Below are 20,133 nucleotides of genomic sequence, written 5' to 3'. Positions count from 1 at the left end.
TTCTCGATCAGCGCCGAACCACCGCCAACTGTGGGCCGATGTCAGGGCGATGGGATAGCTATCGCGGCTGCCGCGTTGAACAGGGGACTCCCAGCATCACGAGGTATCCCCATGACTACGGTTTCGACGATCGCGTCCGCACTCGGTCTCGGCAAGAAGAAGGTCCGTTATGCGATCGTCGGGCTCGGCGACATCTCGCAGGCGTCGATGATGCCCGGCGTCGCGCACACCGGCAATTCGGAGATTGCGGCGCTTGTCACCGACGATGCGGAGAAGGCGCGCGAGCTCGGCAAGACATACGGCGTCGAGGCGACCTATCGCTACGACCAGTTCGACGAGCTGCTCGCCTCGGGGCTGATCGATGCGGTCTATCTGGGGACGCCCAACTGGCGTCATGCCGAGTTCGCGATCCCTGCGCTGAAGGCGGGCATCCATGTTCTGTCGGAGAAGCCGCTCGAGATTTCGGTCGAGAAGGGCGAGGCGATCCGTGAGGCTGAGCGCGCGTCGTCGGCCAAGCTGATGACCGCGTACCGGCTGCATTTCGAGCCGTCGACGCTCGATGCGATCCGTCGCATCCGGGCCGGCGAACTGGGCGAGCTGATCGCGTTCACGTCATGCTTCACGCAGAAGGTCGATCCGGCCAACCACCGGGTGAAGAACGGCGTCATCGCCGGGCCGCTGTTCGACATGGGTCCGTATCCGATCAACGCCACGCGCTATCTGTTCGGCGCCGAGCCGAACGAAGTGGTCTCTGCGGTCGCCACGCGGCATCCCGACCTGGGGCTGGGCGATCTCGACGATACGTTCGCGGTGACGTTGCGCTTTCCCGGCGATCGGCTCGCGCAGTTCACCGTGTCCTATGCGGCCAACAACGTCGACAGCCTGACGATCTCGGGCACCAAGGGCAGCATCCACATGGACCCTGCCTACGGCTTCGGCGACGCGATGGAGCAGCGCGTGACGATCGGCGAGAAGAAGAGCCATGAGAGCTTCAAGCCGACCGACCAGTTCGGCGGCGAGATGCGCTATTTCTCCGACTGCATCCTCGAAGACCGCGATCCCGAGCCCGATGCGGAGGAGGGGCTTGCCGACCTGCGCGTGATCGAGGGTGTGCTGGAGGCGCTGAAGACGCGCGGGCCGGTGACGTTGCTGCCGTTCGTTCGGTCGCGGCGGATTTCGGGGGACCAAGAGCAGACCTTGTCGCCGATCAAGGAGCCCAAGCTCGTCAACGCCGCCAGCCCGACCGGCTGAGCGGCATGCTCGCCTTCCTCGATTTCGAAGCGTCGTCGCTGGGGAAGGCGAGCTATCCGATCGAGGTGGCGTGGGTGTTCGAGGATGGGTCGTCGGAGAGCCACCTGATCAAGCCTGCGACTGATTGGACCGACTGGGATCCGGCGGCGCAGGCTATCCACGGGATCGAACGGCGGGTTTTGGAGGAGACTGGCAAGGATCACGCTGTCGTGGCGGCGCGGATGGTCGAGGCGCTGGCGGGACATGACCTGCTGGCGAGCGCGCCGTCCTGGGATGGCAAATGGCTGAGTGCGCTGCTGCGGGCCGGCGGGCAGCCGCGGCGGGTGTTGCGGTTGCGCGATAGCGACGAGGCACAGCTGGAGGCGGCGCGGGCGTGTCTCGCGGCGGTCGGGCCGGCGGCGGTGCGGGAGGCTCTGGCGCGCGAGGTGGTCGGTGCGGTGTCGCAGCGGCGGAACGGGCGGGTGCCGGATCACCGGGCGCTGGCCGATGCGGTGGCGGAGCGTGAGCAGTGGTTGGAGGTGCAGGCTGAGGCTGCACGGCGGGCGGGATTATGGGTTTCCGCTACCATGGAATCCGCGCGTCCGGACTAAACTGTTTCCCCGCGAAGGCGGGGACCCAGACTGGGCTCCCGCCTTCGCGGGAGAACAAGGAGGGGGTTGCCACGATTATCAGGACCATTACGCCACCCCGGCGAAGGCCGGGGCCCAGTTGGGGGACGTTGCTAACGAAGCGCGGTCCGTCGTTACTGCGACCTTTCCAACTGGGCCCCGGCCTCCGCCGGGGAAGTGGCAATTGGTCGACGGCAACGAGGTCCGGCGTGCGCCGACACCTTTATGCGATACCCTAGCGTCAGTCCGTCTCCGCCCGCGGTGCGCCGCTCATCGTCACCGGTTGTGGTCCGTCGGCGGTGGCCTCCAGCGTCGAGTCACCGCCCAGCACCCGATACAGCGTCACGCGGTTGCTTGCGCCGACAAGTTGCGTCGCGACGAGGTTGCGCTGTGCGGTGTAGAGCGAGCGTTGCGCGTCGAGCGAGTTGAGGAAGGTGTCGATCCCGCCGCGATAGCGCGCGTCGGACAGGCGATAGGTGTCTAGCGCTGCTTCCGAGAAGTTCTGCTTTGCCTTCAGCTGGTCGGCGATCGTGCCCTGGCGGGCCAGCGCGTCGGCGGTTTCCTGGAACGCGGTCTGGATCGTCTTTTCGTAAGTCGCGAGTGCGGCGTCGCGTTGTGCCTTCGAATAGGCGACGCCGGCGATCCCGGCACTGGCGCGGAAGATCGGGTAGCTGACCGAGGGCGCAACCGAATAGTTGAACGCGCCGCCGCTGAACAGCGAGGTCAGCGACGTGCTGGCGAACCCCAGGATGCCGGTCAGCGAAATCTTCGGGAACAGTTCCGCACGCGCCGCGCCGATCTCTGCATTGGTGGCGCGGAGCTGGTATTCGGACTCGACGACATCGGGACGGCGTAGGAGGATGCTGCTGTCGAGCCCGGCCGGCAGCGTGGCGACGGTGGGGAGGGCCTGTTCGATCGACGTGGGCAGCAGGCTGGCGTCGACCGGCGCGCCGACGAGTAGTTGCAGCGCGTTGACGTCCTGCGCGAGCGCGGTGCGTTGCTGCGCGAGGTCGGACTGCGCGGTGAACAGGATCTGCTGCGCTTGGCGGAGATCGGTGCGCGGCGCGACGCCGCCGCGCAGCCGCGCGTTGGTCAGCGTGACGCTGCGCTGCGAACTCGTCACCGTGTCCTGCGCGATCTTGAGCAGGCTCTGGTCCGACGCGTAGGTCAGCCATGCATCGGCGATGTCGCCGACCAGCGTCAGGCGGGTCGCGCGCGCGGCGGCTTCGGTCGCGAAATAGCGATCGAGCGCGGCGCTGGTTAGCGAGCGGATTCGGCCGAACAGGTCGAGCTCGAACGCGGTGGTGCCAAGGTCGACCGAGAAGGCGCTGTTCGAGCTCGACGAGCTGACCACCGAGCCGGTGCCGGTTCCTGTCCCGCCCGTGCCGACGCCGCCCGTGCCTGTGCCGGTTCCAGTATTGCCGGTGCCCGTTCCGGTCCCGGTATTGCCACCCGTTCCCGTACCGCCCGTTCCGCTCGTGACGGTGTTGCGGGTACCTCTGCCGCCGCCCGAATAGGTGTAGCGGCCGCTGGCATCGACCTGCGGCAACAGGTCGGCGCGCTGGATGCGGTATTGCGCGCGGGTCGACGCGATGTTGGCGGCGGCGACGCGGAGATCGCGGTTGTTGGCGAGCGCCTGGACGATGATCTGCTGGAGCCGCGGGTCCTTGAAGACGTCGCGATAGGTGATCGCGGGCAGCGTCGCTTCGGATTGCCGCAGATACGCGTCGCCGACCGGGAGCGAGGGCGGCACGGGGAGTTCGGTCCGCGCGTATTTCGGCGCTAGCGAGCAGCCGGCGAGCGCGGTCGAAGCGGCAAGGATCAGGACTAGCGAGCGCATCATGCGGGCTCCGGCCGGTGAGGGCCCTGTGGTTCGGGTGGTCCGAGCGGTTCGTTGTGATCGCCATCAGGTCCATGGCGGTCATGGTCGTGGTCGTCATGGCCCTGGAAGCCGGTCGGCTTGCCACGCAGCTTGGCGATGCCGTCACGCGCGCCGCGGCGGACGAGAACGAAGAACAGCGGGATGTAGAAAATGGCCAGGATCGTTGCGGTCAGCATGCCGCCGACCACCGCGGTCCCGATCGCGATGCGGCTGTTTGCGCCGGCACCGGTCGACAGCGCCAACGGCAACACGCCGAGGATGAACGCGAACGAGGTCATCAGGATCGGGCGCAACCGGATCTTCGCCGCGGACAAGGCCGCCTCGATGACGCGCTTGCCCTTCTTCTCCTCCTGTTCGGCGAACTCGATCATCAGGATCGCGTTCTTCGCCGCCAGGCCCATCGTCGTGAGCAGGCCGATCTGGAGATAGACGTCGTTGATCAGCCCACGCAGCGTCACCGCGAGGATCGCGCCGACGAGGCCCAATGGGATTACCAGCAGCACCGCGATCGGGATCGACCAGCTCTCGTACAAAGCGGCGAGGCACAGGAACACGACCAGCAGCGACAGGCCGTAGAGGAACGGCGCTTGGCCCGAGGACAGGCGTTCCTGATACGACAGGCCGGACCAGGCGATCGAGGTCCCCGGAATCTGGCCGGCGAGCTGCGCGATCTTCTCCATCGCGTCGCCGGAACTGACGCCGGGCGCGCCCGACCCCTGGATCTCGTACGAGGCGATGCCGTTGAAGCGCGACATCGTCGTCGGTGCCTGACCCCAGCTGGTCTTCGCGAACGACGAGAACGGCGCCATCTGGCCGTTCGAACCGCGCACGAACCATTGGCTCAGGTCGGAGGGCTGCGCGCGGAACTGCGCGTCGCCCTGGACATAGACGCGCTTCACACGGCCGCGGTCGATGAAGTCGTTGACGTACTGGCCACCCCAGGCGGTCGACAGCGTCGAGTTCACGTTGGCCTGAGTCAGCCCGAGCGTCGACAGCTTCTGCTGGTTGGTGTCGACGTGCAGCGTCGCGACATCGGGCAGTTCGGTGAGGCGGATCGCGGTCAGCGACGAATCCGCACGGGCAAGCGCGAGCAGCTTGTCGCGCGCGGCATTGAACTCGGTCTGGCTGAGGCTGCCGGTGTTCTGCAACTCCATCGTGAAGCCGTTCGACGAGCCGAGCCCGCGCACCGCCGGCGGCACGAGCGAATAGACCTGTGCATCACGGAAGCCGGCGAATGCTTTCGACGCACGGCCGGTGATCGCGTCGGCGGTGTTTTCCTTGCCCTTGCGGTCGTCCCACGGTGCGAACGCGATAAAGCCCTGGCCCGTGTTCTGGCCGCTCGCGCCGCCACCGCCGCCGCCGCTGACGGTGAACATCGTGCGGACGTTCGCCTTCTCATTGGTGTAGTAATATTGCTCGATCTGCTTCTGCAGCGCGAAGGTGCGGCCTTGCGTGGCGCCCGCCGGAAGCTGGAACTGGACGATGCCCGAGCCTTGGTCCTCGGTCGGCAGGAAGCCCGTCGGCAGCCGCAGGAACAGCACCGCGAGTACCGCGACGACCACCGCATAAATGAGCAGGAACAGCCACTTGCGGTCGATCACCGACTGCACGGCGCTGGTGTATTTCTGCGTGCCCTTCTCGAACCCGCTGTTGAACTTGTCGCCCGCGCGCGTGAAGAAATGCGCCACCTTCGGGAATTTGCGTTCGCCCCAGCTTTTCTCGTGGTTGCCATCGGCGTCCTTCTGCTTCTGCTTGAGCAGCGTCGCGGTGAGGGCAGGCGAGAGGATCAGCGCGACCAGCACCGACAGCACCATCGCCGACACCATCGTCAGCGAGAACTGGCGGTAGATCACGCCGGTCGAGCCGCCGAAGAACGCCATTGGCAGGAACACCGCCGACAGCACCAGCGCGATCGCGACCAAGGCGACGGTGATCTCGTTCATCGACTCGATCGTCGCCTCCCGAGGCGTCATCTCGGGATTTTCCTCCATCAGGCGCTCGACGTTCTCGACCACGACGATCGCATCGTCGACCAGCAGGCCGATCGCGAGTACGAGCCCGAAGAGCGTCAGCGTGTTGATCGAGAACCCGGCAAGATAGAACACGCCGAACGTGCCGAGCAGCACGACCGGGACCGCGATCGTCGGGATCAGCGTCGCGCGCCAGCTCTGCAGGAACACGAACATGACGATGACGACGAGGATGACGGCCTCGATCAGCGTCTTCACGACCTCGTCGATCGACAGCTTGATGAAGTCGGTGGTGTCGTTGGCGTAGGCGAATTTCAGGCCGGGGGGGAAGCTCTTGGCGGACTTGGCGACGAAGGCCTTGACCAGCTCGGCGGTCTTGAGCGCGTCGGCGCCCGGCGCGAGCAGCACCGCGATGCCGGCGCCGGGATGCGCATTGACGCGGCTGCGCGCGTTGTAGTTCTCCGCGCCCAGTTCGATCCGGGCGACGTCGCGCAGCTTGACCACGGCGCTGTCGTTGGTGGTCTTCAGGATGATATTGGCGAACTGCTCGGGCGTCTGGAGGCGCGACTGCGCGGTGACGGTCGCGTTCAGCATCTGTGTGTCAGGTTGAGGTTGCCCGCCGAGCTCGCCGGCGGCGACTTCGGTGTTCTGCGCCTGGATCGCGGTCGTCACGTCGCTCGGGATCAGCTGATAGCTGGCGAGCTTGTTAGGGTTCAGCCAGATCCGCATCGCGTACTGCGCGCCGAACACGTTGCTGTCGCCGATCCCCGGAATACGGCCGAGCGGGTCCTGCAGGTTCGAGACGAGATAGTCCGAGACGTCTTGGTTGGTGAGCTTGTCGGTCTCGTCATAGACGCCGACGATCAGGAGGTTGTCCGGGTTCGATTTCCGCACCACGAGGCCCTGCTGCTGGACCTGTTGCGGCAAGCGGGAGAGCGTCTGCTGGACCTGGTTCTGGACCTGGACCTGCGCGATGTCGGGATCAGTGCCCTTCTCGAACGTCACGGTGATCGTCACCGAGCCACGCGACGACGAGGACGAGCTGAAATAGATCAGCCCGTCGATGCCGGTCAGCGATTGCTCGACGACCTGCGTGACGCTGTTCTGGATGGTCTGCGCGTTGGCACCCGGGAAGGTGGCGCGGACGGTCACCTGCGGCGGTGCGACGTCGGGGTACTGCGCGATCGGCAGGCTCATGATCGCGCCGATGCCGCCAAGCATCACGATGATCGCGAGCACCCAGGCGAAGATCGGGCGATCGATGAAGACACGGGATAACATAAGGGCTTAGCCGGCCTTTTTCTGGCTGGACTGGCCCCCTGAGGAGTCGTCCTTGGGCGCTTCGATCTTTTGCGCGGTGTTTTCCGGCACCGGCTTCACGCCCTGGTTCGGGGCGATCTTCGACAGGCCCTGCGTAATGATCCGATCGCCGGGGTTGAGCCCGCTGGTGACGACCCAGAACGCGCCCTGCGTGCGGTCCGCCTTGATCTTCTTCTGTACCGCCTTGTTGTTCGCATCGACGACGTAGACCGTCGCATTGCCCTTCGCATCGCGCGAAACGCCCGCCTGCGGCACGAGGAACGCGCGCTGATTGATCGCCTGTGCGAACTTGGCCTGGACGAACATGCCGGGCAGCAGCAGGCCCTGCGGATTGGGGAAGCGGGCGCGGAGCGTCACGGTGCCGGTCTCGGTGTTGACCAGCGCTTCGGCGAACTCGACGGTGCCGGTGGCGCCATATTCGCTGCCGTCCTCGAGCGTGAGGCGGACTTCGGCGCGGGTCGCGACGATGCCGTTCTGGCCGAGCGAGCGACGCAGCGCGAGCAGGTCTCCGGAGGATTGCTGGATGTCGACGAACATCGGATCGAGTCGCTGGATCTGCGCGAGCGGATCGGTCTGTGTTGCTGAGACCAATGCGCCGACGGTGAACAGCGAACGGCCGATGCGGCCGGTGATCGGGGCGGGGACGGTCGTGAACTTGAGGTTGATCTGCGCGGTTTCCAGCGCGGCGCGGGTCTGCGCGACCGAGGCGGTGGCCTGGCGAGAGGTGGCGACCGCGTTGGTGTAGTCCTGCTTGCTGATCGCCTCCATCTCGGCGAGCGGCTTGTAGCGCTGTGCGAGGATGGTCTGCGCTTGCTGGTTGGCGCGCGCGCTCTGGAGGTTGGCCTGCGCCTCGTTGGCGGCGGCACGATAGAGGCGGGGGTCGATCTCGTAGAGCGGCTGGCCCTTCTTGACGAGCGTACCCTCGGTGAAGAACCGCCGGCGGATGATGCCGGTGACCTGGGGGCGTACGTCCGAGCTTTCGAACGCGGTGGTGCGGCCGCTGAGTTCGGTGGTCATCGCGACGCTGGTCGGCTGGACGACGACATAGCCGACGGTCGGCGTGCCCTGGCCCGGCTGGCCGCCGCGGCCTGCCTTGCCCTGGGCCTTGTCGTCGCCGCCTGAGCAGGCCGCGAGCGCCAGTGCGGGCACCAGCAGGATGGCGCACCGCCGCGTGGAAAATCGTGTGGCTATCAAGTGTGGTATCCGCTCGCGATCGGTGGTGGCAGCTGTTGGTCGGCCTAAACCACGAGGATGTACCAGAAGTATGTCAGTTGAAAAGTGGAGGGTGGAAATAGGGAAGAAAGAGTAACCTGTTTGATTGGTTGGGAGTGTTTTTCGCGTTCGTTGCGCTTCGATGGAGAACAAGGAGGAGTGCGCTCCTGTAATCCCATGCATCACTCAGGATGAACATCGTACCACCCCGGCGGAGGCCGGGGCCCAGTTGGGTGACGGTGCTAACGGAGCGCGGTCCGTCGTTACTGCGACCTTTCCAACTGGGCCCCGGCCTTCGCCGGGGGGGTGCTTGTTGCTCGGGTCCTCCAAACTAAATCCTCTAATCCAAACTAAATCCTCTGGGATGTGTTCAGGCGTGGTTGCCGGAACGAGCCCGGCATGACGGAAGGGTGGGCCGATGGCTTCGATCGATGACGACAAGAAGGCGGCTGCCGTTGCGGCTGTGGCCGAGGTGCGGGACGGAATGCTCGTCGGGCTCGGGACGGGATCTACCGCGGCGTTCGCGATTCAGGCGCTTTCCGAACGAGTCTCCCAAGGCTTGCAGATCCGCGCCGTCGTCACCTCGGAAGCCTCCGGCAAACTCGCCCTCGAACTCGGCATCGAGATCCTCGACTTCGCCACCATCGCCCAGGTCGACCTCACGATCGACGGCGCGGACGAGATCGACTCGCGCTGCTTCGCCATCAAGGGCGCAGGCGGGGCGATGCTGCGCGAAAAGATCGTCGCCGCAGCCTCGGCACGGATGGTCGTGATCGCCGACGGCTCCAAACGCGTCGACCGGATCGGCGCCGCCAAGCTGCCGGTCGAGGTGCTACCGTTCGCCATCGCCTATGTAATGCGTGTGCTGACCGACATGGGAGCCGCCCCCACGATCCGCGACAACTACCGGACGGACCAAGGCAATCTCGTCATCGACTGCCACTTCGCCACCCTCGACGACCCCCTCGCGACCGCCGCCACGCTCGCCGCGATCCCCGGCATTCTCGGCCACGGGTTGTTCCTCGACGAGGTCGATGCCGCGTATATCGCAACGAATGGCGTCGTTACGCGACTGGAACGGATGGGTGCATCCGACTAAAGGCATCCTATGTTGGCAACCAGATCGGATGCGCGGCGTTCGGTCACCGTCTAGAGCGAGGCTTCTTCCATGACCGATACCGCAACCGCCCCCACCAAGGCGGACCCTATGCTGCACGAGGACGGCTCCCCCGAGCGTCTGGCGATCGATACCATCCGCACGCTGTCGATGGACGCGGTGCAGAAGGCCAATTCGGGCCATCCCGGCACGCCGATGGCGCTCGCGCCGGTCGGCTACACGCTCTGGTCGAAGTTCCTGCGCTATGATCCCAAGCACGCCGACTGGCCCAACCGCGACCGCTTCGTGCTGTCGGTAGGCCATGCGTCGATGCTGCTCTATTCGCTGATCCACCTCGCCAAGATCGAAGAGATCGACGCTGACGGTAACAAGACCGGCAAGGAGGCCGTCAGCCTCGCGGATATCGAGCAGTTCCGCCAGCTGTCGTCGAAGACGCCCGGCCACCCCGAATATCGCCACACCACCGGCGTCGAGACCACGACGGGTCCGCTCGGCCAGGGTTGCGGCAATTCGGTCGGCATGGCGATCGCCGAGCGCTGGCTCGCCGCGCGTTACAACAAGGACGGCTTCACGCTGTTTGACCATGACGTCTACACGATCTGTGGCGACGGTGACATGATGGAGGGCGTCTCGGCCGAGGCGGCGAGCCTCGCCGGCCACCTCAAGCTCAGCAATCTGTGCTGGATCTACGACAGCAACCACATCTCGATCGAGGGCGCGACCGATCTCGCGTTCGACGAGGATGTCGGCCTGCGCTTCGACGCCTATGGCTGGAACGTCATCCATATCGACGACGCGAACGACACCGCTGCGCTGAGCCGCGCGATCGAGACGTTCAAGGCGACCAACGACAAGCCGACCTTCATCGTCGTGCATTCGGTGATCGGCTACGGCAGCCCCAAGGCGGGCAGCGAAAAGGCGCACGGCGAGCCGCTGGGCGAAGAGAATATCCGCCTCACCAAGCAGGCGTATGGCTGGCCCGAGGACAAGTCGTTCTACGTGCCCGACGGCGTGATCGAGCATTTCAACGGCGCGATCGCCGAGCGTGGCGCCAAGCTGCGTGACGAGTGGGTCGCGCTGACCGACAAGTATCGCGGCGCCTATCCTGAGCTTTCCGCGGAACTCGATCTTCTGCTCAAGGACGAGCTGCCCGAAGGCTGGGATGCCGACATCCCGACCTTCGAGGCGGATGCCAAGGGCGTCGCCAGCCGTGACTCGGGCGGCAAGGTGCTCAACGCGATCGCGGCGAAGGTGCCGTGGCTGATCGGTGGTTCGGCCGATCTCGCGCCGTCGACCAAGACCGACATCAAGGGCCAGCCCTCGTTCGAGGCGGAGAATTACGCCGGCCGGAACTTCCACTTCGGCATCCGCGAACATGGCATGGGCGCGATCGTCAACGGGATGGCGCTGTCGCACCTGCGTTCGTACGGCTCCACGTTCCTCGTGTTCGCCGACTACATGCGCGCGCCGGTGCGCTTGTCGGCGATCATGGAGGTCGGCGCGATCTGGGTGTTCACGCACGACTCGATCGGTGTCGGCGAAGATGGTCCGACGCACCAGCCGATCGAGCATCTCGCCACGCTGCGTGCGATCCCCGGTCTCGACACGATCCGTCCGAGCGACGCGAACGAAGTCGTCGCCGCATGGAAGGCGGTTCTGAAGGACGCCAGCACGCCTGCCGCGCTGATCATGTCGCGCCAGGCCCTGCCGACGCTCGACCGGACCAAGTACGCAAGCGCCGATGGGCTCGAGAAGGGCGGCTATGTCCTCGCGGATAGCGACGGCACGCCCGACGTGATCCTGATCGCGACCGGCAGCGAAGTGTCCTTGGTCGTCGAGGCGCACGAGAAGCTGACCGCGGACGGCGTGAAGAGCCGGGTCGTGTCGATGCCGAGCTGGTATCGCTACGAACTGCAGGACGCCGCATACAAGGAAAGCGTGCTGCCGCGCGAAGTGCGGGCGCGCGTTGCGGTCGAGATGGCCGGGTCGATCGGTTGGGACCGCTATGTCGGGCTCGACGGCGCGACCGTGACGATGTCGACCTTCGGGGCTTCGGCACCGCTCGCCAAGCTGCAGGACAAGTTCGGGTTCACCGTCGACAATGTCGTCAAGGTCGCCCGCCAAGTGATGGAGACCAAGTGATGGGTGCGCTCAACGATCTCGAAGGCTTCGGCCAGGCGGTATGGCTCGATTTCGTCGATCGGAAGTTCCTGGAGGCCGGTGGCCTCCAGAAGCTGGTCGACGAGGATGGCCTGACCGGCGTCACGTCGAACCCGTCGATCTTCGAAAAGGCGATGGGTCACGGGGATGCGTACGACTCGACGCTAGCCGAGTACGACAAGCAGCATGCCGGCGCGGCGACGATCGACCGCTACGAGCATCTCGCGATCCAGGACATCAAGGCGGCGGCGGAGACGTTGAAGCCGGTCTACGACAAGCTCGACGCGAAGGACGGCTATGTCAGTCTGGAGGTGTCGCCGTACATTTCGGACGATACCGACGCGACGATCGCCGAGGCGAAGAAGCTGTGGGGGATGGTCGACCGGCCGAACCTGATGATCAAGATTCCGGGGACGCTCGCGGGCGGTCCGGCGATCTCGTCGACGATCGCGAGCGGCATCAACGTCAACGTCACGCTGCTGTTCGCGCTCGACGCGTATATTCGCGTTGCCGAGGCGTATGCCGCAGGGCTTGAGGAGCGCGTCAAGCAGGGGCAGCCGATCGACAGGATCGCCAGCGTCGCGAGCTTCTTCGTCAGCCGGATCGATTCGTCGATCGACAAGGAGATCGATGCGCGTCTGGAAAAGGGCGATGCCGAGGCCGAGGCGCTGAAGGCGGTCCGCGGCAAGGTCGCGATCGCCAACGCGAAGATGGCGTATCAATGGTATCTCGACTTCCTGAAGTCGGATCGCTGGCAGGCGCTCGCCGCCAAGGGTGCGCAGCCGCAGCGGCTGCTGTGGGCGTCCACCGGCGTGAAGGATCCGAGCTACCCGGATACGCTCTACATCGACACGCTGATCGGCAAGGACACGGTCAACACGATGCCGCCGAAGACCATGGACGCATTCCGCGACCATGGCACCGCGGCGGAGACGATCACGCAGGACGTCGAGGGCGCGAAGCACACGCTCGCCGAAGCCGAGCGTCTGGGTCTCGACTTGAATGGCGTGACTGGCAAGCTGGTCGAGGAGGGCGTCGCGTCGTTCGTGAAGGCGTTCGACGACCTGCTCGGCTCGATCGCCAAGAAGCAGCCCGCGACGGCGTAACGAACTGCTCCCTCTCCCCTTCGGGGAGAGGGCTGGGGTGAGGGGCTGCCACATGCGCCTCCGCCTGGAACTGCCCCTCACCCCGACCCTCTCCCCGGAGGGGAGAGGGAGAAGACAAGGATTTTTACCATGAAGATCGGACTGATCGGCCTCGGCCGGATGGGCGGCAATATCGCGCGCCGGTTGATGAAGAACGGCCACGAAGTCGTCGCGTTCGACCGCGATGCCGAAGCCGTCAAGAAGCTCGCTGCCGACGGCGCGATCGGGGCGGATTCGCTCGACGACATGCACGCCAAGCTCGACACGCCGGCGATCTGGTGGGTCATGGTCCCCGCAGGCGAGCCGACCGAGAGCACCGTCCAGGCGATCGCCGCGAAGTCGAATTCGGGCGACATCATCATCGACGGCGGCAACAGCTTCTACAAGGACGACGTCCGCCGCGCGAAGGAACTGGCCGAGAAGGGCATCCACTATGTCGACGTCGGCACGTCGGGCGGCGTGTGGGGTCTCGAGCGCGGCTATTGCATGATGATCGGCGGCGACAAGGAAACGGTCGACCTGCTCGATCCGATCTTCGAGACGCTGGCGCCGGGCATGGGGACGATCGTCCGCACGCCGGGCCGCATCGAGGGTCAGGCCGATCCGCGCGCGGAGAAGGGCTATATCCACGCAGGCCCCTCGGGCGCGGGGCACTTCGTCAAGATGGTCCATAACGGCATCGAATACGGCCTGATGCAGGCCTACGCCGAGGGCTTCGACATCCTCAAGGGCAAGTCGGGCGAGCATGTCGTCGAGGAGGAGCGCTTCGACATCAACCTGACCGACGTCGCCGAAGTCTGGCGCCGCGGCAGCGTGATCTCGTCGTGGCTGCTCGACCTGTCGGCGATCGCGCTGGCGAAGGACGGTACGCTCGAAGGCTTCAGCGGTAGCGTCGCGGACTCGGGCGAGGGCCAGTGGACGATCGACGCGGCGATGGAAGAGAAGGTGCCCGCCAACGTGCTGAGCGCGGCGCTGTATGCGCGCTATCGCAGCCGCGTGGACCACACGTTCGGCGACAAGCTGTTGTCGGCGATGCGCTATGGCTTCGGCGGTCATGTCGAGATGCCCCAGTGAGCGGTGGCATGAGCGGTATCAAACTGCTGGTCTCCGATGTCGACGGCACGCTCGTCGACAAGGAGAAGAAGGTTACGCCCGCGACCGTCGATGCGGTCAAGCGCCTGAAGGCGGCGGGTCTCGGCTTCACGATCATCAGCGCACGCCCGCGGTCGGGGATGATGCCGATCGCGGAATTGCTCGGCATCGACGAGCCGATGGGCGCGTTCAATGGCGGGATCGTGTTCAAGCGCGACGGCACCGTGATCGAGCATCACATGATCGACGTCGACGTCGTGCGCGGCGCGATGGAGATCATCGGTAACGCGCCGGTCGATACGTGGTTCTTCGCGGACGATGTCTGGTACGCCAGCACCGACCAAGGCGGGCATGTCGGGAGCGAGAAGAAGGCTTCCGCGCAGGACCCGGTGATCGTCTCCGACTTCACCGCTCTGCTCGCCAAGGCCGACAAGGTCACGTTCGTCAGCGACGACGAGGACCTGTTGCGCGACCTGCACGCAAAGGTCGCCGCCAAGTTCGATACTCAGGCGACGATCGTCCAGTCTCAGACCTATTATCTCGACATCACGCCGGTGGCCGGCAACAAGGGCAGCGGGATCGAGGAACTGGCGGACGCGTTCGGTATCTCGTTGACCGAGACCGCGGCGATCGGCGATCAGGCCAACGACATCGCGATGCTCAAGCGCGCCAAGCTGGCGATCGCGATGGGTAACGCGCCACAGAACGTCCGCGACGTCGCGCACGAGATTACCAGCGCGAACGATGCCGACGGCGTCGCGCACGCGATCGACACATTTATCCTGACTGGAGTTTCCGCATGAAAGAGTTGGTTGCCTTCGACCTCGATGGAACGCTGGCCGAGAGCAAGCAGCCCCTACAGGAGCCGATGGGCGAGGCGTTGGCGAACCTGCTCGACGTCGCGCATGTCGCCGTGATCTCGGGCGGCGACTGGCCGCAGTTCGAAAAGCAGGTCGCGTCGCGGCTGCCCGAGCGCGCGGATCGCACCAAGCTGTGGCTGATGCCGACGACGGGGACCAAGCTATACCGGTTCGATGGCGAATGGCGCGCGGTGTATGCCGAGCTGTTCGAGGACGACGAGAAGCAGAAGATCCTGAAGGCGTTCGACGAGTCTCTGGAAGCGACCGGTTTCGTGCCGGAGAAGACCTGGGGCGAGCGGATCGAGGATCGGGGCAGTCAGATCACGTTCTCGGCACTCGGCCAGGAAGCGCCGATCGACGCCAAGCACAGCTGGGATCCGGACTTCGCCAAGCGCAAGGTGATCCAGGCGGATTTGCAAAAGCGCCTGCCGGGGCTGTCGATCAACATGGGCGGCGCGACCTCGATCGACATCACGCGTGAGGGTGTCGACAAGGCGTATGGGCTGAAGAAGCTCAACGAGGCGAGCGGCATCGCGCTCGACAAGATGATGTTCATCGGCGACGCGATCTTCCCGGGCGGGAATGATTATCCGGCGGAGCAGCTTGGGCTGGACGTCGTGAAGGTGAAGAATGTCGACGGCACGCTGGCGGCGATCGCCGGGATCGTCGCGTGCCTGAAGTAAGGGCATGAGCGTCGCGTTTCGTCGCGAGAGTGACGAGGAGCATCTCGAACCGAAGTTCGAACAGCCGATCGCGCCGGGGCCTAATCTGGTCACGACGCGGGGGTTGCGGTTGCTTGGCGAGCGGGTGACCGAGATCGAGGCTGCGGTTGCGGCGGAGACCGACGAGGAGGCGCGCAAGCTGCTGCTGCGCGACCTGCGCTATTGGCACACGCGTCAGACGACCGCCGAACTTGCGCCTTTGCCGGAAGAGGATGAGGTCGGGATCGGTTCGCGCGTTCGGGTTCGGATGAACGGCGCGGAGCGGGTTATCGCGATCGTCGGTGGTGACGAGGCCGAGCCCGGCGAGGACCGGCTGGCGTTCTCGGCACCGTTGGCGCGCGCGCTGATGGGTGCGGCGGTCGGCGAGACGGTCGCGTTTGCGGACAAGCCGGACGCGATCGAGGTTCTGGCGATCGACAAGGATGACGGCTGATGGCTGAAGCGAAATTCGAGCGGCATCGTCAGGCGTGGACGCAGGACGAGATCCAGAAGCTGCACACGCTTGCGAAGAAGGGCATGGCGTTGAAGGCGATCGCGAAGGCGCTGACTCGGAGCGAGGAGTCGGTGAAGGTTCGGGCGAAGGAAGACTCGTTGAATATTGCGAAGCTGCGGTAGCTTGTGGATCCTTAGCCCTCTCCCATCCGGGGAGAGGGTTGGGTGAGGGGCTGTTCTTGGTGGCGCACTGCTTGGCTGCCCCTCACCCTGACCCTCTCCCCGGAGGGGAGAGGGAGCAGAAGGGCAGAGCGAGCAGAAGGGGCTGGCGTTATCGTGCTCTACCAGATCGTCGGAGGCTATCGCCCTTCCATATGACACCCTTCCGAAATGCCACCACCCCGGCGAAGGCCGGGGTCCAAGTGGAAAGGTCGGAGTAACTGCGCGCAACCTGCGTCATTGCCGTCCCCCAATTGGGCCCCGGCCTTCGCCGGGGTGTGTTATCTGGCGGATCGGCACGATAACACCGACAGCAGATCGCCACCTTTGTGGCACACCACGAACACGCTACAGCGGCCACCACTTGTTCTCCCGCGAAGGCGGGAGTCCAGTCTGGGTCCCCGCCTTCGCGGGGAAACATTCTTGACTAGCGGCTCTCCCAACCACGCCGCACGGAGCTACACTTGTCCGAATACGACGCGATCATCCTCGGGGCAGGCGCCGCCGGCCTCATGTGCGCCGCCGTCGCAGGCCAACGTGGGCGGAAGATTCTCCTTGTCGATCACGCCGACCAAGCCGGAAAGAAGATCCTCATCTCCGGCGGAGGACGGTGCAATTTCACCAACGTCCACACCGCCGCCGACCGCTACATCTCCGCCAACCCGCATTTCGCCAAGTCGGCGCTCGGCCGCTACACCGCACAGGACTTCCTCGCGCTCGTCGAATCCTACGGCATCGCGTGGCACGAGAAGACACTCGGACAACTCTTCTGCGACGGTTCGGCGAAGCAGATCGTCGAGATGCTGCTCGACGAATGCGACAAGGGTCGCGTCGATCTGTCGCTCGGTCGCGCGGTCACCGGAGTCGACCATGCAGACGGCCGCTACCGCGTGTCGCTAGACGGCCGCACCGTCACCGCGCCTGCACTCGTCATCGCAACCGGTGGCCCATCGATCCCGAAGATGGGTGCGACCGGGTTCGCCTATGATCTCGCGCGGCAGTTCGGGTTGAAGGTGGTTGAACCTCGCCCCGCACTCGTCCCATTGACGCTCGGCGGGGACGAGACGCTGTTCCGCGAACTGTCCGGAGTCGCTGCCGAGGTCGTCGCCACCGCGGGGAAGACCGCGTTTCGTGAGGCTGCTCTGTTCACGCATCGCGGCCTGTCCGGCCCCGCGATCCTGCAAGTCTCGTCCTATTGGCGCAACGGCCAGCCCGTCGGGATCGATTTCCTCCCCGATCGCGAGTCCGGCTGGCTGCCCGCCGCCAAGCGTACCACGCCGCGCACGACTCTGCGGAAACTGCTCGGCAGCACGCTTCCGGACCGACTCGCGGAGACTTTGAGCGAGCGATTGGGGATGACGAGCGAGATTTCCGCGCTCACCGACCGGAAACTCCAGGACGCCGAACGCGCGCTAAGTCATTGGCAATTCACGCCGAATGGCTCCGAAGGCTATGCCAAGGCCGAGGTCACCGCGGGTGGAATCAGCACCGCGGAACTGTCATCGCAAACAATGCAAGCCAAACGCGTACCAATGCTGTATGCAGTCGGCGAAGCGGTCGATGTCACAGGGTGGCTCGGCGGCTACAACTTCCAATGGGCATGGGCGAGCGGGTGGGCCGCGGGTCAAGTCCTGTAGGGACCACCACGCCAGTGCCTTGCCGTTGCGTAAGCCGGCCACCAATTAGGACGTACATGCCTTTTACAAATATTCCGTCGCTTCTTTCCGAGGCGCTCGAAGCGCGCGGCTATACCGCGCTCACCCCCGTCCAGGCTCACGTGATCGAGGACAATGCGATCGGTCGCGATCTCGTCGTGTCGGCGCAGACCGGCTCGGGCAAGACCGTCGCGTTCGGCTTGGCGATGGCCGGCGAACTGCTTGGTGAAGCGGGCGAGGACGGTGTCCAGCGCCTGCCCGCGCCGCACAAGCCGCTCGTGCTCTGCATCGCGCCGACTCGCGAGTTAGCGCTCCAGGTCAGCCGCGAGCTGATGTGGCTCTATGCCAAGGCCGGTGCGCGCATCTCGACCTGCGTCGGCGGGATGGACGCCTCGAAGGAGCGTCGCTCGCTCGCCCACGGTGCGCATATCGTCGTCGGCACGCCGGGCCGTCTGCGCGATCATCTCGAGCGTGGCGCGCTCGACCTGTCGGCCCTCAAGGTCGCGGTGCTCGACGAGGCCGACGAGATGCTCGACATGGGTTTCCGCGAAGATCTCGAGCAGATCCTCGATGCGTCGCCGGAATCGCGTCGCACGCTGCTGTTCTCGGCGACGATGCCGCGGCCGATCGTCGCGCTCGCCAAGCGCTATCAGAAGGATGCGCTGCGGATTTCGACCGTCGGCGAGGATCGTGGTCATGGCGATATCTCGTACCAGGCCGTCACGGTCTCGCCGTCCGAGATCGAGCATGCGGTGATCAACCTGCTGCGCTTCCACGAGGCGGAGACGGCGATGCTGTTCTGCGCGACTCGTGACAATGTGCGTCATCTGCACGCGAGCCTGGTCGAGCGTGGCTTTGCCGCCGTCGCGCTGTCGGGCGAGCATTCGCAGAACGAGCGTAACGCGGCGCTTCAGGCTCTGCGTGATCGTCGCGCGCGTGTCTGCGTCGCGACCGACGTTGCGGCGCGGGGCATCGATCTGCCGACGCTGAGCCTCGTCGTGCATGTCGAGCTGCCGCGCGATGCCGAGACGCTCCAGCATCGCTCAGGCCGTACCGGTCGTGCGGGCAAGAAGGGCACTGCCGTCCTTATCGTGCCGTTCCCGCGTCGCCGTCGCGTCGAGATGATGCTCCGTGGTGCGAAGATCAACGCGGAGTGGGTCAACGCCCCGACCGCCGAGGACATCCGCAAGAACGATCACGAGCGGCTGATCGGCATGCTGTTGCAGCCGGTCGAGGTCGAGGAGGAGGATCGCGCACTCGCCGTCCGCCTGATGGCCGAGAAGACGCCGGAGGATATCGCTGCGGCGCTGGTGCACATGCACCGCGCGACGATGCCGCAGGCCGAGGACCTGATCGACCAGAGCAAGCAGCCGACTCAGGACGAGCGTTCGCAGGGGCCGCGTGCGGGCTTCGAGGATACCGTCTGGTTCCGCATGGACATCGGTCGTCGCCAGAACGCCGATCCGCGCTGGATCCTGCCGCTGATCTGCCGTCGCGGGCACATCACCAAGTCCGAGATCGGTGCGATCCGCATCGGCCCGAACGAAACGGCGTTCGAGATTCCGCGGGCGGTTGCGTCGCGGTTCTCGGCGGCGATCCAGCGTACGGCGCAGGCTGGTGAGGAAGAGAGCGGCGTTGCCATCGAGGCGATGCAGGGTGCACCCGAGAGCGGCGCTCGGCATGATAGCGGTGGCGGTGGTCGCAGCAATGCGAGCGGTCCACGCTCGACGCTGCACCGTGCGGCCCCGCGTGGCGGGCCGGCTCCTGCGCGGAAGCCCCCGTACCGTGGTAACCGCGAGCGTAGCTAACGGCCTCGACGCGTCCTTCCCACTAGGGAAGGGCGCGTTGCCTTCAAGAACTCCGTCATCCTGACGAAAGTCAGGATCCAGAGTAACGAACGCCGCCCTGCTTGATCCTGGATCCTGACTTTCGTCAGGATGACGGAGTGGGTGGGGCGGTTCGGGATGTGTACGATGACGAACGTATCTTCCAGCGCGATCCGCATCCTCGTCGATGCCGACGCATGCCCCGTCAAAGACGAGATTTACAAGGTCGCGTGGCGCCACGACGTCCCCGTGACGATCGTCGCGAACAGCCATTTCCGCATCCCCGTCCACCCGCTGATCTCGCGCGTCGTGGTCAGCGAAGGATTCGACGCGGCGGACGACTGGATCGCCGAACAGGCCGATGCGAAGTCGGTCGTGATCACCGCCGACATCCTGCTCGCCGATCGCTGCGTGAAGGCCGGCGCAACCGTGCTGGCGAATACCGGCAAGCCCTTCACCACCAGCTCGATCGGTGGCGCCATCGCCACCCGCGCGATCATGGCCGACCTGCGCGCGGGCGGTGACATCATCGGCGGGCCGGCGCCGTTCTCCAAGACCGATCGCTCGGCGTTCTTGTCCGCGCTCGATGCCGCGCTCGTACGGCTGAAGCGGCGCTAGCCATACCGCTTCTATCGCTCGACTTATCGCAGCGGTTTGGGCAG

16 protein-coding genes are annotated in these 20,133 nt (G+C 65.5%); 13 read left to right on the top strand and 3 right to left on the bottom strand.

Going from position 1 to position 20,133, the window contains the following annotated elements; genetic code table 11:
- Positions 1-111 precede the first annotated feature (111 nt).
- Together ASF09_RS16830 and ASF09_RS16825 are read left to right on the top strand one after the other, a co-directional pair.
- Positions 112-1,251, top strand: coding sequence for a Gfo/Idh/MocA family protein (locus ASF09_RS16830; protein ID WP_060527250.1), 1,140 nt, complete (start codon positions 112-114; stop codon positions 1,249-1,251).
- 5 nt (positions 1,252-1,256) lie between these two features.
- Positions 1,257-1,841 (top strand): 3'-5' exonuclease, encoded by a 585-nt coding sequence (locus ASF09_RS16825; RefSeq protein ID WP_060527249.1) that lies wholly within the window; start codon positions 1,257-1,259, stop codon positions 1,839-1,841.
- A 259-nt stretch (positions 1,842-2,100) separates the two neighbouring features.
- Here the strand turns inward: ASF09_RS16825 and ASF09_RS16820 are convergent, their stop codons facing one another.
- The 3 genes from ASF09_RS16820 to ASF09_RS16810 are packed head-to-tail and all read right to left on the bottom strand — an operon-like array spanning position 2,101 to position 8,222.
- The gene (locus ASF09_RS16820) at positions 2,101-3,702 is read right to left on the bottom strand and encodes an efflux transporter outer membrane subunit (protein ID WP_060527248.1); all 1,602 of its coding nucleotides are present in this window, start codon (positions 3,700-3,702) and stop codon (positions 2,101-2,103) included.
- Complete coding sequence (locus ASF09_RS16815; RefSeq protein WP_082444368.1) at positions 3,699-6,992, bottom strand: multidrug efflux RND transporter permease subunit; 3,294 nt, start codon at positions 6,990-6,992, stop codon at positions 3,699-3,701. Before ASF09_RS16815 ends, ASF09_RS16820 begins: the two co-directional genes overlap by 4 nt.
- Before the next feature lie 6 nt (positions 6,993-6,998).
- The gene (locus ASF09_RS16810) at positions 6,999-8,222 is read right to left on the bottom strand and encodes an efflux RND transporter periplasmic adaptor subunit (protein WP_060527348.1); all 1,224 of its coding nucleotides are present in this window, start codon (positions 8,220-8,222) and stop codon (positions 6,999-7,001) included.
- Positions 8,223-8,661: 439 nt separating this feature from the next.
- Between ASF09_RS16810 and rpiA the strand changes: the two genes are divergently transcribed.
- The 11 genes from rpiA (at position 8,662) to ASF09_RS16755 (ending at position 20,089) form a co-directional block, all read left to right on the top strand.
- Positions 8,662-9,342, top strand: coding sequence for a ribose-5-phosphate isomerase RpiA (gene rpiA / locus ASF09_RS16805; protein ID WP_060527247.1), 681 nt, complete (start codon positions 8,662-8,664; stop codon positions 9,340-9,342).
- Positions 9,343-9,411: 69 nt separating this feature from the next.
- A complete protein-coding gene (gene tkt, locus ASF09_RS16800; protein ID WP_060527246.1) occupies positions 9,412-11,502 on the top strand; it encodes a transketolase in 2,091 nt (696 codons plus the stop codon).
- On the top strand, positions 11,502-12,626 hold the full coding sequence (gene tal / locus ASF09_RS16795) for a transaldolase (RefSeq protein WP_060527245.1): 1,125 nt from the start codon (positions 11,502-11,504) through the stop codon (positions 12,624-12,626). The genes tkt and tal overlap by 1 nt, the downstream gene beginning before the upstream one ends.
- 120 nt (positions 12,627-12,746) lie before the next feature.
- Positions 12,747-13,739 (top strand): phosphogluconate dehydrogenase (NAD(+)-dependent, decarboxylating), encoded by a 993-nt coding sequence (gnd, locus tag ASF09_RS16790; RefSeq protein ID WP_268795645.1) that lies wholly within the window; start codon positions 12,747-12,749, stop codon positions 13,737-13,739.
- Between the two features lie 8 nt (positions 13,740-13,747).
- Complete coding sequence (locus ASF09_RS16785; protein WP_200912582.1) at positions 13,748-14,560, top strand: Cof-type HAD-IIB family hydrolase; 813 nt, start codon at positions 13,748-13,750, stop codon at positions 14,558-14,560.
- Positions 14,557-15,300, top strand: coding sequence for an HAD-IIB family hydrolase (locus ASF09_RS16780; RefSeq protein WP_060527242.1), 744 nt, complete (start codon positions 14,557-14,559; stop codon positions 15,298-15,300). The genes ASF09_RS16785 and ASF09_RS16780 overlap by 4 nt, the downstream gene beginning before the upstream one ends.
- A 4-nt stretch (positions 15,301-15,304) precedes the next feature.
- Complete coding sequence (locus tag ASF09_RS16775) at positions 15,305-15,772, top strand: GreA/GreB family elongation factor (protein ID WP_060527241.1); 468 nt, start codon at positions 15,305-15,307, stop codon at positions 15,770-15,772.
- Positions 15,772-15,954, top strand: coding sequence for a hypothetical protein (locus tag ASF09_RS16770; RefSeq protein ID WP_055881387.1), 183 nt, complete (start codon positions 15,772-15,774; stop codon positions 15,952-15,954). The genes ASF09_RS16775 and ASF09_RS16770 overlap by 1 nt, the downstream gene beginning before the upstream one ends.
- Before the next feature lie 500 nt (positions 15,955-16,454).
- Positions 16,455-17,627: an NAD(P)/FAD-dependent oxidoreductase gene (locus ASF09_RS16765; protein ID WP_268795641.1), complete on the top strand. Its 1,173-nt coding sequence runs from the start codon at positions 16,455-16,457 to the stop codon at positions 17,625-17,627.
- 56 nt (positions 17,628-17,683) lie between these two features.
- Positions 17,684-19,453 (top strand): DEAD/DEAH box helicase, encoded by a 1,770-nt coding sequence (locus tag ASF09_RS16760; protein WP_060527240.1) that lies wholly within the window; start codon positions 17,684-17,686, stop codon positions 19,451-19,453.
- Between the two features lie 165 nt (positions 19,454-19,618).
- Positions 19,619-20,089, top strand: a complete 471-nt coding sequence (locus ASF09_RS16755; RefSeq protein ID WP_060527239.1) for a YaiI/YqxD family protein — start codon at positions 19,619-19,621, stop codon at positions 20,087-20,089.
- The last annotated feature ends 44 nt before the right edge of the window (positions 20,090-20,133 follow it).

The sequence above is a fragment of the Sphingomonas sp. Leaf242 genome (assembly GCF_001422045.1).
Classification (GTDB): domain Bacteria; phylum Pseudomonadota; class Alphaproteobacteria; order Sphingomonadales; family Sphingomonadaceae; genus Sphingomonas.
Note: the sequence above shows the minus strand (reverse complement) of the source record. Positions and strands in the feature narration are given on the sequence as shown.